This is a genomic window from Verrucomicrobiia bacterium, assembly GCA_035946615.1.
GTDB lineage: Bacteria > Verrucomicrobiota > Verrucomicrobiia > Limisphaerales > UBA8199 > DASYZB01.
Window position 1 is genome coordinate 17527 of the sequence record DASYZB010000152.1, and the last position, 13363, is coordinate 30889.

9 protein-coding genes are annotated in these 13363 nt (G+C 58.1%); 3 read left to right on the forward strand and 6 right to left on the reverse strand.

The features are described 5' to 3' along the window. Positions 1-43 precede the first annotated feature (43 nt). Complete coding sequence (locus tag VG146_22265) at positions 44-724, reverse strand: arylesterase (protein ID HEV2395085.1); 681 nt, start codon at positions 722-724, stop codon at positions 44-46. A gap of 278 nt (positions 725-1002) precedes the next feature. On the opposite strand from VG146_22265, the gene VG146_22270 reads away from it, so the two are divergent. Beyond that, positions 1003-1683 carry an ABC transporter ATP-binding protein gene (locus VG146_22270; protein ID HEV2395086.1) on the forward strand — a complete coding sequence of 227 codons (681 nt, stop codon included), beginning with the start codon at positions 1003-1005 and terminating at the stop codon, positions 1681-1683. A gap of 1 nt (position 1684) precedes the next feature. Then, positions 1685-4249 (forward strand): FtsX-like permease family protein, encoded by a 2565-nt coding sequence (locus VG146_22275; GenBank protein HEV2395087.1) that lies wholly within the window; start codon positions 1685-1687, stop codon positions 4247-4249. 61 nt (positions 4250-4310) lie between these two features. Here the strand turns inward: VG146_22275 and VG146_22280 are convergent, their stop codons facing one another. Beyond that, complete coding sequence (locus VG146_22280) at positions 4311-4571, reverse strand: AbrB/MazE/SpoVT family DNA-binding domain-containing protein (protein ID HEV2395088.1); 261 nt, start codon at positions 4569-4571, stop codon at positions 4311-4313. A 646-nt stretch (positions 4572-5217) separates the two neighbouring features. On the opposite strand from VG146_22280, the gene VG146_22285 reads away from it, so the two are divergent. Further along, positions 5218-6534, forward strand: coding sequence for a heparan-alpha-glucosaminide N-acetyltransferase domain-containing protein (locus VG146_22285; protein HEV2395089.1), 1317 nt, complete (start codon positions 5218-5220; stop codon positions 6532-6534). A 116-nt stretch (positions 6535-6650) separates the two neighbouring features. Here VG146_22285 and VG146_22290 read toward each other — a convergent pair whose 3' ends face one another. The 4 genes from VG146_22290 to VG146_22305 form a co-directional block, all read right to left on the reverse strand. Further along, positions 6651-9272, reverse strand: coding sequence for a hypothetical protein (locus tag VG146_22290; protein HEV2395090.1), 2622 nt, complete (start codon positions 9270-9272; stop codon positions 6651-6653). A 60-nt stretch (positions 9273-9332) separates the two neighbouring features. Next, on the reverse strand, positions 9333-10235 hold the full coding sequence (locus tag VG146_22295) for a prepilin-type N-terminal cleavage/methylation domain-containing protein (GenBank protein ID HEV2395091.1): 903 nt from the start codon (positions 10233-10235) through the stop codon (positions 9333-9335). A gap of 81 nt (positions 10236-10316) precedes the next feature. Next, positions 10317-11867, reverse strand: a complete 1551-nt coding sequence (locus VG146_22300; GenBank protein ID HEV2395092.1) for an ATP-binding cassette domain-containing protein — start codon at positions 11865-11867, stop codon at positions 10317-10319. Further along, positions 11868-13226: a tetratricopeptide repeat protein gene (locus tag VG146_22305; GenBank protein ID HEV2395093.1), complete on the reverse strand. Its 1359-nt coding sequence runs from the start codon at positions 13224-13226 to the stop codon at positions 11868-11870. Positions 13227-13363 lie beyond the last annotated feature (137 nt).

Below are 13363 nucleotides of genomic sequence, written 5' to 3' on the forward strand. Positions count from 1 at the left end.
GAGACAAATCGAATGTCAGCGGCCGCTATCCGATCCTGTGTTGTCAGTTCGTGTCCCTCAGCAGGACCGGCTTGAGCACTTTCCAAACGTTCTCGGCAACGATCTTGTGGCCTTCGACCGTGGGATGGATATGGTCCGGCTGGTTCAAGGCGGGCTTGCCGCCCACGCCTTGCAGCAAGAACGGTATCAAAGCGGCGCCATTCTCTTTGGCGAGTTCCGGGAATATATTCCTGAACGGCGTCGTGTAGTCCTGGCCCATGTTGGGCGGGGCCTGCAATCCGGCCAGGATGACTTTGGCTTGCGGATATTTTTCCTTCAATCGGTCGATAATGGATTGCAGATTGGTTTTTGTTGACGAAACCGGAATACCGCGCAAGCCGTCGTTGCCGCCCAGTTCGAGGATGAGCACGTCTATTTTTCGTTTGAGCAGCCAGTTGATTCGGCTCAGGCCATCGGCGGTGGTGTCGCCGCTGACGCCGGCGTTAATAACGGTATCGTTCCAACCCGCGGCGTCAATTTTGTCCTGCAACAGCGCGGGAAAGGCTTGCGAAGGGTCCACTCCAAGCCCGGCGGCAAGACTGTCGCCGAGCACAACGATTGTTTTGTGTTCGGGCAGATTTTGAGGAATGCCGCCCCAAGCCGGGGTGGAAGGCGGCGGAGATGCGGCCAACAGCGCTGCCCAAAAAAGCATTGGCCCGAACCGCCGCGTCATTAATGCTCGCATGTCAGTCGATGTACGGTTGATAAAAGCCAAAATCAAGATGAAGAAAAAGTATTAGCGCCGGACCCTTATTTTTTTGAACCGCGGAATACGGAAATTGCCCGCGAAGGAACACAGAGAGGACATTATTAGCCGCAAAAGAGCGCAAGGAACGCAAGGAATGCGGGATGAAGTCGTGACGCCAAAAGGGGCGCGTTTCTGGAAATACGTTTCAACCAGCAGACGAGTCAGGATACACAATGCTATTTGACGCGCCAAAGGGCTAATGTATTGAGGAGACAGTGAATCCAAAACCGATTCTTGAGGTGTCCGGGCTGACCAAGAGCTATCCCAGCGGGGGACGCACGCTCACAGTCCTGAAGGGCATTAGCTTTTCCCTCGGCGAGGGCTCGTCGTGCGCCATCCTCGGTCCTTCGGGCAGCGGCAAAACCACCCTTATCGGCCTGTGCGCCGGTCTCGACCAGCCCACTTCGGGCAGGGTGGAATTGGATGGCATTCGCCTTGCGGCGCTGGATGAAGATGGGCGCGCCCGCGTGCGCAACGAACTTGTCGGGTTTGTTTTTCAAACCTTTCAGCTTATTCCGACGCTAACGGCGCTCGAAAACGTGATGGTGCCCCTGGAATTGCGCGGGGGCAGCCACGTGGGCGCCCAGGCGGTGGACCTGCTCAAGCGCGTGGGTCTGGGCGAACGGCTTGGCCATTATCCGGCGCAACTTTCCGGCGGGGAACAACAACGGGTGGCATTGGCGCGCGCATTCATCAACCGCCCCAAGATTCTGTTTGCCGACGAACCAACGGGCAATCTCGATGCCGAAACCGGAAAGCTCGTGATCGAGAATTTATTTGCGCTCAATACCGGTTCGGGCACAGCGCTGGTGCTCGTGACGCATGATCTCGAACTGGCCAAACGGGCCCAGCGGGTTATTCGGCTCAAGGGCGGTGTGATGGTGAACGGAGACTGATTTGAATACCTCCTCACGCAATCTCTTCAGCCACTTGTTTTCGCGCTGGACCTGGCAGATGGCCTGGCGCGACAGCCGGACCAGCCGCAAAAAGCTCCTGCTTTTTTCCTGCTCGATCATTCTGGGCATCGCGGCCCTGGCGGCCATTGGGTCGCTGGGAGTCAACCTCAACCGCGCCATCGAAGAGCAGGCCAAAACGCTGCTCGGGGCCGACCTTGTGATCAGTTCGCGCGACCCATTCACCCAGGAGGACGACGAGTTATTCCAAAAGATCGCCGGAGAACAATCACGCGAGATTTCATTCACTACGATGATTTATTTTCCGCGCACCGGCGGGACGCGCCTGGTGGAGGCGTGCGCGTTAAGAGGCGGTTTTCCATTTTATGGGCAATTCGAGGCGGAACCTCCGGAAGCGGCCATGGCATTCCGCCAGCGAAACAGAGGCGCGCTGGTTGAACAAACCCTGTTGACCCAATTCGACGCTCACCTCGGCGATGAATTGCGTATTGGGAACCTTGTTTCCCATGTCGTTGGCAGGCTGGAAAAAATCCCCGGAGAAGCTGTTGCGCTCTCAGCCATCGCGCCACGGGTGTATTTTTCGATGGATGACCTGCCGAAGACCGGGTTGCTGCGCGAAGGCAGTCTGGCGCAGTATCGGCTCTATTTCAAACTTCCTCCTGCCACCGATGTGTCTGAACTGGTGAGCCAAATCCGCCCGCAGCTCGAAAGGCTTCGTCTCCGGCCTGATACGGTCGAGGAACGCAAGCGCCAATTGGGCCGGGCGATGGACAACCTCTATCATTTTCTAAATCTCGTTGGATTTGTGGCGCTGCTGCTTGGAGGGGTAGGCGTCGCCAGTGCGATACATGCGCACGTCAGGCAAAAGCTCGGCACGGTGGCGGTCCTGCGCTGCCTGGGCGGGTCTATCGCGCAGACGTTTGCGATTTATCTCGCGCAAGGCATGGCGTTGGGCGCTTTCGGGGCGGTGGCGGGCGCGGGGCTTGGCATTTCTATTCAAGCCTTGCTGCCCAGAGTGCTGGCGGACTTCATCCCATTTGCCTTCCAGTTTCATACGTCATGGCTTGCCGTCGGGCGCGCCATGGCCGTGGGATTCGGCATCTGCGTCATTTTTGCCCTGCTACCGCTTCTGAGTGTGCGGCGCGTCTCACCGCTTGCGGCAATCCGAGTTTCATTCGAACCACAGCGTCCGCGACCAGACCTGTTGCAATGGTTGGCGGGCGCCTGTCTGGCAGCAGCCATTATTGCCTTTGCCCTTTCGCAAACCCGCAATTGGCGCATCGGACTTGGATTCGCCGCCGGTCTTGGGGGGGCGTTCCTGGCTCTGACGGTTGTGGCAAGGGTTCTAATTTTTGGGGCGCGAAGGTTCGTCCCTGGCGCGCTACCGTTTTCCGTGCGGCAAGGTATTGCCAATTTGCACCGCCCAAACAACCGCACGCTGCTGCTATTGCTTTCGCTTGGCCTGGGAACGTTCCTGCTGGTGAGCCTGTACCTGGTTCAACGAAACGTGCTGGCACAGTTGGTTTCTTCCACCGGAAAGCTACAGCCCAACGCCGTTTTGTTCGACATCCAGCCGTCCCAGAAGGAAGCGGTGATGCGCATGGTCCACTCGCTGAATCTGCCGGTTTTGGATGAACTGCCCATCATCACAATGCGCCTGAGCGCGATCAACGGACAGTCCATTCAATCCATCATGGGGGACAAACATCGAGAGCGGAATCGTTGGGCATTTCGCCGCGAATATCGCAGCACCAGCAGCGATCACTTGCGCGACGGCGAAAGGATCATCGCCGGGAGATTTATTCCCAGCGTGATGAATGGCACGCCCATCATCCCGGTTTCGCTGGCGGACGGCATTGCCAAGGACCTCGGCGTCGGGCTGGGGGACGAACTGGAGTTCGACGTGCAAGGCGTCCCGGTCACTACTCGAGTCGCCAGTTTGCGCACGGTGGAATGGCGGCGCATTCAGCCAAACTTCTTCGTAGTCTTTCCGCGTGGCGCCCTTGAAGACGCGCCGGCCATGCATGTGCTCGTCACGCGCGTTCCCTCGAGCGATGCCTCCGCCAAAATGCAGCGCGAAGTGGTGAAGGCATTTCCAAATGTGTCGATCATTGATTTGACGCTGGTGCTGCGGACCATCGATTCCATTCTGGGGAAGATTTCATTTGTGGTGCGGTTCATGGCAATGTTCACCGTGCTGACCGGTTTGCTGGTGCTTGTCAGCGCCTTGGTTACTGGCCGCTACCAGCGCATTCAGGAAAGCGTGCTGCTGCGCACGCTCGGCGCCCCGCGAAGGCAGATTTTAAACATTCTGCTGGTGGAGTATCTGTCGCTCGGTTTGTTGGCAGCCCTGACCGGCATTCTGCTGGCCGTTCTGGCCGCGTGGGCGCTGGCCCTGTTTGTTTTCAAAACGCCCTTTGCCATAGCGGTATTGCCGCTGGCAATTGCGCTGGTGCTCGTCCCGGCAATCACAGTCACTACGGGTTTGCTCGTCAGCCGCGGTATATTGAATCATCCTCCGCTGGCGATATTACGGGCAGAGGTCTAAAACGGTGGGGGCGTATGGAAGTCTCACTAGTCCAGCAATGCAGAGCTGTCCCAGTAACGCCTCATCTGGCGTCCCGGTCGGCCCGGATAGCGGCCGCAACCGTCTGGGGGGATGGCTTGAAGCCCGGAGGCGGCCTCAGTCGGCCCTTTAGCCGTAGCGGCTTGAGGATCGGAGCGGGCTTGACCGGCTCGAGCTTCCGTCCTCGTATCTCCCCGTCCTGAAACCGCCAGTCCACCTGGTCATTTGGCTTGAGTCCCGCTGCCTCAACCACTTCAAGAGGCAAGGTGGTCTGCCGTTTTTCGCGTAGAACTGTTGCGCTCACGGTGCACCTTCCCTGCCAGGAAGAGGCTTTTTCAAGACTTCTTGGCTATCCTTGAGCGGACGCCAAACTCGCCCACAGCAAAACACGGTGCAGGATTCATTCGCACCTCCCGCAATTCGCATTTTATGCGGCGGCGGCTCCAAAATGAGAATTGCTGCGCCCCGCCGAGCGCACTTGACTTCTCCGCGCGTCCAGCCACATGCTAAGGACTTATGGAATCAATCATGAACTTATCGGCACAACAACTTCGCCGGGCAGCGGACCTTCAAGAGCGCATTGAATCGCTCCGAACCCAGCTCAGCGAAATTCTTGGCGCTCCAACACACGATGGGACGACAGCTATCACTGCGGCTCCGAAAAAGCGCAGAATGAGCGCTGCCGGCCGCGCGCGGATAGCAGCCGCTGCGACGGCTAGATGGGCCAAACTGAGGGCTGAACGCGGATTAGCAGCACCGGCCCGGAAGGCCAAAAGAAGAATGAGCCCAGCGGTTAGGGCAAGACTTGCCGCAATGGCCAGGGCGCGCTGGCGCAGAGCAAAAGCTGCGGGCAGAAGCGCCTTGTAAGGCGAGCCGACCTGCTCTCAGGGCTGGGCATTCAGCGTGAGCCGGGATGCAGGGCTTTCTGCTGCCCCGTTGGTCCTCCCCTTATGACCACAGTTGCTCAAATCCAGCCTGCCTCGGAAAAGCCCGCCGAAGGCGCGCCGAAGCGGGAGCGCTTGATGTCAGTCGATGCGCTGCGCGGCTTTGACATGTTTTGGATTATTGGCGCCGACTCGCTGGTCTATGCGCTGAACCGGATGACCGGCAGCAAACCAGCCGCTTTTCTGGCGGGCCAACTGGAACATGCGGAATGGCGCGGATTCCATTTTTACGACCTAATCTTTCCGCTGTTCGTTTTCATTGCCGGCGTCTCACTTGTTTTTTCTCTCACTAACATTATCGAACGGGCCGGGAGCGCCGAGGCGCTCAAGCGGGTCTTTCGCCGTGGTATTCTGCTGTTTCTGATTGGATTATTCTACTCAGGCGGATTTTCACGGCCTTGGCCGGACATGCGCTTAATGGGTGTGCTCAACCGAATTGCGCTGGCGTATTTCTTTGCAGGCTTGCTGTTTTGCTTTTTTAAACCGCGCGTGCTGGCGGGCATCTGCGCCGGGCTGCTGTTGGGTTACTGGGCGCTGATGACCTTCGTGCCGATTCGCGATATTCAACTCACAAAAGAGAACCTGGCAAACCTGGCAGAACGCGCAGGTCATACCAATACCGCGGCGCTGTTCCTTGAAGACACCAACCCGTCAGCGGTGAAGAACAGTCCAGCCTATGCTGCGGCCGAAAAGATGTTTTATGGCACAACCCGGCGGGTCACAGGGAAGTTCGACAAGGGTTTGGACCTGTCGGACCATATTGATTTCCAGTACCTCCCAGGGCGCAAGTACGACACGTTCTTCGATCCAGAGGGTCTGCTGAGCACGATCCCGGCGATAGGGACCTGCCTGCTGGGTATGTTTGGCGGATTGCTTCTAAGAAGTCAGAACGTCTCGGATAATCGCAAGGTCCTGTTACTGCTCGGCTTTGGCATTGCGAGCGCGGCTTTGGGATGGCTGTGGGGTCTGCAATTCCCCGTGATTAAAAAGATTTGGACTTCTTCCTACGTGCTGGTTGCGGGCGGCTATAGCGCGGTACTGCTTGGCTTATTCTATCTGGCGGTGGATGTCTGGCGGGCGCGTGGCTGGTGTCAGCCCTTTGTTTGGATGGGAATGAACTCGATTACAGTTTATCTTGCCAGCAATATGCTGGGCGGCTTCCGCAGGCTGGCAGAGCGGTTGACTGGAGGCGATGTAAGGTCCTTGTTAGACGCGCATCTCGCGAAAGGGATGGGAGACTTGATGATTTCAGTTGTTGGGCTATTTCTTGCCTTTTGGTTTGTGCGGGTGCTTTATCGCCGCAAGGTTTTCCTGAGGCTCTAAGCCGCAACATGAAGTTGAAATGGGGAGCGCTCCCGCCACGGGAGCTGCCACGCCTCGGGCCGGCCGAGAATCCTCGCCGCAGGCCCCCACAAATTTCAAAAACAGGCGCTTAGCGGCTATTGGCCTTGAATCCGGTAGAAACGCGCCGCCCCTCCAGCCGAGGTATCCGTGAACGAGCTGGTAGTCCCGGTTGCGACAATCGGCGCGCCCAAAGCGGTCCAGGATGGGTCCGTGAGCGCGTTTTTATACATTACCTGATAAGAGCGCCCCGAATAGCTTGGCCACGTTAAGGTCACACTAACCCCTTTGATGATTCCGCTGATACTGAAGGGCGGCAGGGGCGGGGGGGGCGGCACGCCATAACTCAGGGCTAGGACTCCATTGTTGACGTCGAGGGCATAAATTCGGGGAAATCGGATGACCGTAACCCCGTTCTCCTGAACGTTTCCGTTCAGGGACGGGAAAAAGTCCTGATCAAAGAGATACGGTGGAATGCCGTTTGTGCTGATCTGGTACAAGGCCAGATCATTGGGAACGTCATTGAAAGTAATGCCGCCCAGGATTCCGTGCATGGCGTCCAAACCGATGGAAGACATCGACGAGAAGCTCGAAATACCGCTGGTCGCCGCCGGGTAATCCGCCACAACGGTCCCTGTCCCCGCAACTTGGTCGAAGGCGATCTGCCGCAGGTCATAGCCGGGGCTCTTCGCCCAGAATGTGTTTCCGGCCCCAAAGGCAATCCCCAGGCTCGAGAATCCTGCGGGGACATTAGAAATGGCCAGAGTCGTGGCGCTGAAGTTCTGCCCATCGCTCGTCGTCAACAAGGCGACATTCGTCGCGGGTCCCCCGCCAAACCCCGAATAAGAACCCAAAAGAATCTCCGTGCTCGCCCCCGCTCCGCGAACAGCCATGGTATCGCCCCACCGATCTTCTGAACCGTTGCCCGGGTCGCCCGCGTAGGCCTGATAAGGAGCCGCACTGGCGCTCACCGAAGGCCAACTGACCAGGCCAAAATTTGCGCCACTGCCGGCGAGGGTCAGATTGCCGGCGTATGCCACGCCGTCATCGGCTACGCCAACCTGGTCTAAATCAAATTGGTTGCCTGGCTGGCCTATGCCCAGAGTATTCAACGCGAATAAGTCGGCTCCCGTATCCCCGTCCAGAACAAAGACGCCAAAGTTGGCGATGTTTTTGTCGGCCACAAGGACAGTGTTGCTGGCGCCGTCATAGGCAAGCCCGCGAGTATCATACGTATCCGCCCCACCCAGGTAGGGCCTGAACCCCGGCGCCAAACTCCATAATTGGGTTACTACGCCGCTGGAAGCCGGAGGTACGACTATCAATTGGGCCGGGATGCTCGAGGTTGCCCCCGCCAGGTTGGTGACCACGACGTCATACCAGCCGGAGGCACTGGTCGGCGGATACGTTAGTGTGTAAGAGGTATTTGTGGCGCCATTGATATTTGCTGCACTCGCCACGTTGCTGACAGTATTGAACTGCCATTGATAAGCGAGCGGCGCCGAGCCGCTGGCGGCAACGGTAAACGTGAACGAGGGGGCGTTGGTGTAAACCGTTCCGCCCACCGGCTCGGTCGTAATCGCCGGGGCGACAGCGGCCGCTGTGAAATTGACGCGAGAAGCCACCAAGCCGTTATTCGTATCCAGTGCATAGATAAAGTTGGTCTTCCCCTGTCCTCCAAGCGCTGCGCCTCCGGTGAGATTGCCATTTGCGTTGGGAGAAGCAAAATTGGTCGAGGCCACAGAATTGAGCCCCTGCACGAAATCCTGCAAGGTGTAAAGGTTGACCAGGGTGGTCCCGCTGCTGGCCGGGGTGACTGCTCCCAGAAACCTCGACACGCTATCGAACGATAAAATCAAATTGTTTCCGCTGAAGGCATTGGTCGCCACAACGGTTGCCGTCACCGGGCTGGATTGGCTTGCGAAATCCACTGGGAACTGGACCAGGTAAATTGCGGCGCCATTTGGTTTGAAGAGAAAGGTGTTGTTTGTAAAAAATGCAATACCGAAGACCGGCCCTCCGGTGGCGGGAGGCAATCCTGATATGTTCACCAGGGTCGGATTAAAATTGGTACCATCCAGGGTGCTGAACAAGACGACGTTGGTAGTCGGGACAGTGCCACTTTCCACTGGAGCCAGGATGAGGGTGGCGGTTCCGGCACCCGTGACAGCCAGGTTATCGCCAATGCGTTTGCCTATCGTAGCGCCCCCTGTCGGGTCCCCTGCAAAGACATTGGCAGGCACGGTCATCCAACTCGGCCACCTATAAAGCCGGTAAGCGGTCGATCCGACCGCCGTCGTGAGGTTGGCGCCATAAAACACCCCGTCGTCGGCGACCGCGACCTGGTCCAGCCAAAAAGTTCCGCCAGAAATACCGGTCGTATCCGCGTTGCCCACCAAACTTCCCGTGGCTCCATCGAACACATCAATGGCTGGGGTCGTTCCCGAGCCGGTCACTCCTTTGTTGGCGACAAACACCTGGTTGGAGAGCACACTGAAAGCCAGCCCTCTGTTGACGTCACCCGTGGCCAGGTGCGCTCCAGGCGTGCCGTTGGTCGCTTGCCAGGTAGTGGTTAGGCTGTAAGTTTGTGCCCCAGCTTCCAGCTTGCCTGCAAGGAGCAATAGAATGGCCAACGCCACGCCGCGCCAGTGTCGCGCGGCGGTTGTGGCTTCAAAGCAAAAGGAATTCAACCATTGCAAATGAGGGATATGATTTTTCATAGGTGTTGTGGTTAATGGTGCAGATTGGCCGCGCATCAGTCAGATTTCAAGCAATCGTTCTCACTGCATGATGGGCACTGTTCGTTTGAGCCGTTTGAGGTCCGGGTCGGCGGCATCGCTGGGAGCACCCCAACCCGGGCCAATGCTGCCGGCGCCGGAATCAGCGATGGCATTGTCATTAAGAATCCAGGGCCCGCGCCATTTCCAGTACTCAGCGTGCCCATCGCCAAAGGAAAGAACACAGCCGTTATTATGGCGGCTGGCGGGTAAATTCCAGTAGCCAATTACTCCCCCCAGTGGGTCCAATGTTGTGCCAGAGTAGATGCCGAGTGCGTTGTTATCGATGCTATTAGCCGCTTCGTCCAAGAACACGGAGGCCAGACTCGGTCCTGGATTCAAAATCTGCGTCAGGCGAAAAAAACTGCCATTGGTCGGGTTGTAATTATTCTCGTCCACCCAATTCATGCCGGTGCTCATCGAGACACTCCGCGACCGGCGAACCGCTGGGTTCCCGTTCACGGCCGAATTGTCCGCCGGGCAGTGGTAAATACCGGGGCTTCCATTATAAGGATAAAGCAAACCAAACACGATCGCCCAGTTGGTCGGGTCCGTGCGCGCATTTCCGGTCCAATTGCCCAAGCCCAGCTTTTGGCCTGAAGAAATCCAAGCATAAGGGCCGCAGCCCGCATTGCCCATGGTATGGTTGTTAACCAGCTTGTCCTGGTTGTCGCCTGCATACATCATCCAGGCCAGAGTCAGTTGCTTTTCATCGTTCAGGCAACTAGAGGTCTGGGCCCGCACTTTGGCTTTGGATAATGCAGGCAGAAGCATCGCCGCCAGAATCGCGATAATAGCGATAACGACCAGCAGCTCGATCAGCGTGAATCCGAAGGGGGCCTCCACGGGCGCCTCATGGGTGCCTCGTTTCAATGAACCAGGCGCCGATACATCTGCTGGTTTCATAAGAAGCGCATACATTCAATCCCGCTTATTGTCAATAATTGCGCTCGGCGACATAATTGCGCTCGGCGCATGCACCTCAAATCACCCTGCAGCCTTATTCCTCAACCGCATCACCCGCGTGATGGAAGGCGGGATTTCCTCGGGGCGGTGGGTCACGTAGATGGCGGTAACCAAACGACCGCGGATGAGGCCATCGATAGTGCGGATGAAGAGCCCCCGGTGGGCTGAATCCAATCCCTGGCACGGCTCATCAAGGATCAACAAACGCGGCTGTTTCACCAAAGCTCGGGCCAGGAGCGTCATCCGCTGCAAGCCGGCAGAGAGGGCAAAAAGCGGCTCACGTCCCAGGTCGATCAGTTGAAAACGCTTCAGCCAACGAAGCGCGGCAGCGCGTTGAATCCTGTTCGGCTCTTGGAAAAGACCGGCGGTCTCGTGAAAGCCGGAGACCACCACGTCCATGCAAGTCGCATCGGTGGGATAGTGCAGGTGCAGTTCCGGTGAGACCCAGCCGAGGTGGCGTTTGAGGTCCCATATTGATTCGCCGCTGCCGCGTTGGCGTCCGAAGACAGAGATGTCGTTGACGTAAGACTGGGGGTGATCGCCCAGAATCAGGCTCAACAAGGTCGTCTTGCCGGAGCCGTTCGGCCCGAGCAACGCCCAGCTCTCTCCTTCCCAAACGGTCCAGTTGATGCCGCGTAAGATAATCGTTTCGCCGTAACCCACTGTGACGTCTCGCAAACGGAACAATTGCTCTGGATGGTTTAACCGTCGCTTTCCCAAAGCCGATGTCCGGGCCGGCGCTGACCGCGGACGTATTCGCAATTTCAACGGCTGCCTCATTTGTGCGGAAAGCTCACCGGGAAGCATCGACAGCCGTGGACCGGATGTAATGACCCGGCAATCATCCAGCCTGAGCACGTGGGTAATGTGCCTTGGCAAATCTTCCGGGCGCGTGCTGAGGAGGAGGATACGCAGAGGCGACGCCATTAAATTCTCGAGGACCTCGCCAAAATGCCGGCGCGTTGCGCCGTCCAGGCCGACGAAGGGTTCATCCAGTATCAGCAGGCGCAAAGGCCGGCAAAGGGCGCGGGCTAGTTGCGCGCGCTGCCTCTCGCCGTTGGATAAGGACAGGAGGGAGTGGTTGAGCAGGGATTCGAGCTGCAAGAGGGCTATCGCCTGGCGGCGCCGGGGCGCAAAACCGGCCCGCGCCTGGTTGCGCTGCGGCATGACCTCGAATGGGTTTATCTCCATCACGCGCTCGTACGAGAGAAAATCGCCAACGCTCAGCGCGCCTTGTTGCTCGATGCTGTTCCAGCGCGATTGAACGATAGTTTCATGAACATCAGCCTGGCGATCTTCAAACGAGACATGCCCTATGGCCTCCTCATGGCTCAGCCCGGGCGGAGGATGGAAGTAATAGTCCAACTCGCCACGAACCAGCGGCAGGCGGCCACGAAGGCCATCGGCCAGCAACGATTTGCCTGAGCCGTTCGGGCCGAGAACGGCCCAGTGCTCGTGGCGCTGAAAGCTCCATGAGGTGTTTTCAAAAATGAGGCGGTCTCCCAGACGGAAGCTCGCGTTGCGCAGCTCGAGGAAGGGTGGGGAAGGGCGGGCTGGAGACGTTGCGCCCATTCAACTCGCGCTCTGCCGCCGCTCGTCGGTTGCCGCATTGAGTCGGCGCCGCGCCGTATAAGCCTGTGGGCTGCCGGGGAACTCTTGAATCAGGCGCTCGAGGAACTTGCGCCCTGTATCAAAATCCTTCTGGTAGCGCAGGTGCCAGGAGGCCACCAAACCCAGCCATTCCGCTCGCCGTTCGTCCGGCTGCCCGGGCATATTCAGCAGTAGCATGACCTGTTCAATCCCGAGATCGGCGCGCTCAAGTTGTTCGGTGAAAATCCGGGCCAGCTTTTCTCTGGCGGGGACATTGTCCGGGTCCTCCTTAAGACGCTGGACACACTCGTTGGCCGCGCGGGCTGCCTGGCGGCGTTCCAAGGGAGTTTCGGCCAGCCTCGGAGGCTGGTCCGTTTCACTGAGCGCCGGCAGCGGGATGGGTTTGGCAGTTCGTTGCTCGCGCAGTTCCTCGACGGTTTTGGGCAATTGATTGATTCGTAATTGAGCCATATGGGCCAGATGCGTGCCTGGAAAGCGATTGCAAATCACTTCGAGCGCCCGCCGGGCCGCCAGCGGCTGCTGGGCGAGTCTCAACTGCCAATCTGCCAGCCGATGAAGGGCAACGGAAACCTGGGAGGCAGTGACCCCCGGCTGGTCACAGAGTTCCAGCACCGTCCGCTCTGCTTCGGCGACATCACCGAAATGATTGGCGTATAGCTCCGCCAGCATCATCCAGCCCTCGAAATCCTCTTCGCATTTTTCGAGCTCGCGCAGGATTTCCAGCTCGGCTTCGTTGTATTTGCCGAACTTCATTCGGGCAACGGCTCGCGCGTACATCGGCGGCATTCTTTTCCGGTGCAGGACAGATGGGGCATACCCGGCCATGGGAATGAGCACCACTCCTGCTGCCAGGCCGAAGCTCGCCCAGCCGCCGATCAGCAACACCAACAGGGCGGGGAAAAACAATCCCAGCACACACGTCCAACATAAGCCCTTAAAGTCCTTGCGCGGCTCTTCTGGCGCAGCCAATCCAGCCCTCACTAATACCCATCCCAACGTAATCGCGACCCAATACGAACTGATGATGAACAGGCCGGCGCCAGCCACCCGTAAATATTCCGGAAACCATGGACCTCCGCTGTTGCGGGCGGCCTGGACCTGCGGCATAAAAGGCTGCAAGCTCCACGACAAACCCACGTTCATCAGCATCCAAATGAGAAAAGGAACTGCCCCGCCTTTAACCGCCCAAGCGCCCAACCAGCGCCACATCCCCGCCTGGTTCGGCTCTGGTACAAGCCGCAAAATCACATAGAGCGCCGCCGCGGCAAAACAGCCGCTGAAGATCAAAAACCAAACAAAAATGGCCAGCCCAGCGCTCATGCGTGTTTTGCCTTCGTCATTCAGCATCTAACAGAAATCAGGAAAAAGAAAGCCCGTGTTCTGCCACGCAGGCGCCGTTTTGCCCTTCGCTCTCTTCTGTTCAAAAGCAATTCCAGCAGTAAGATGCACCGCGATGA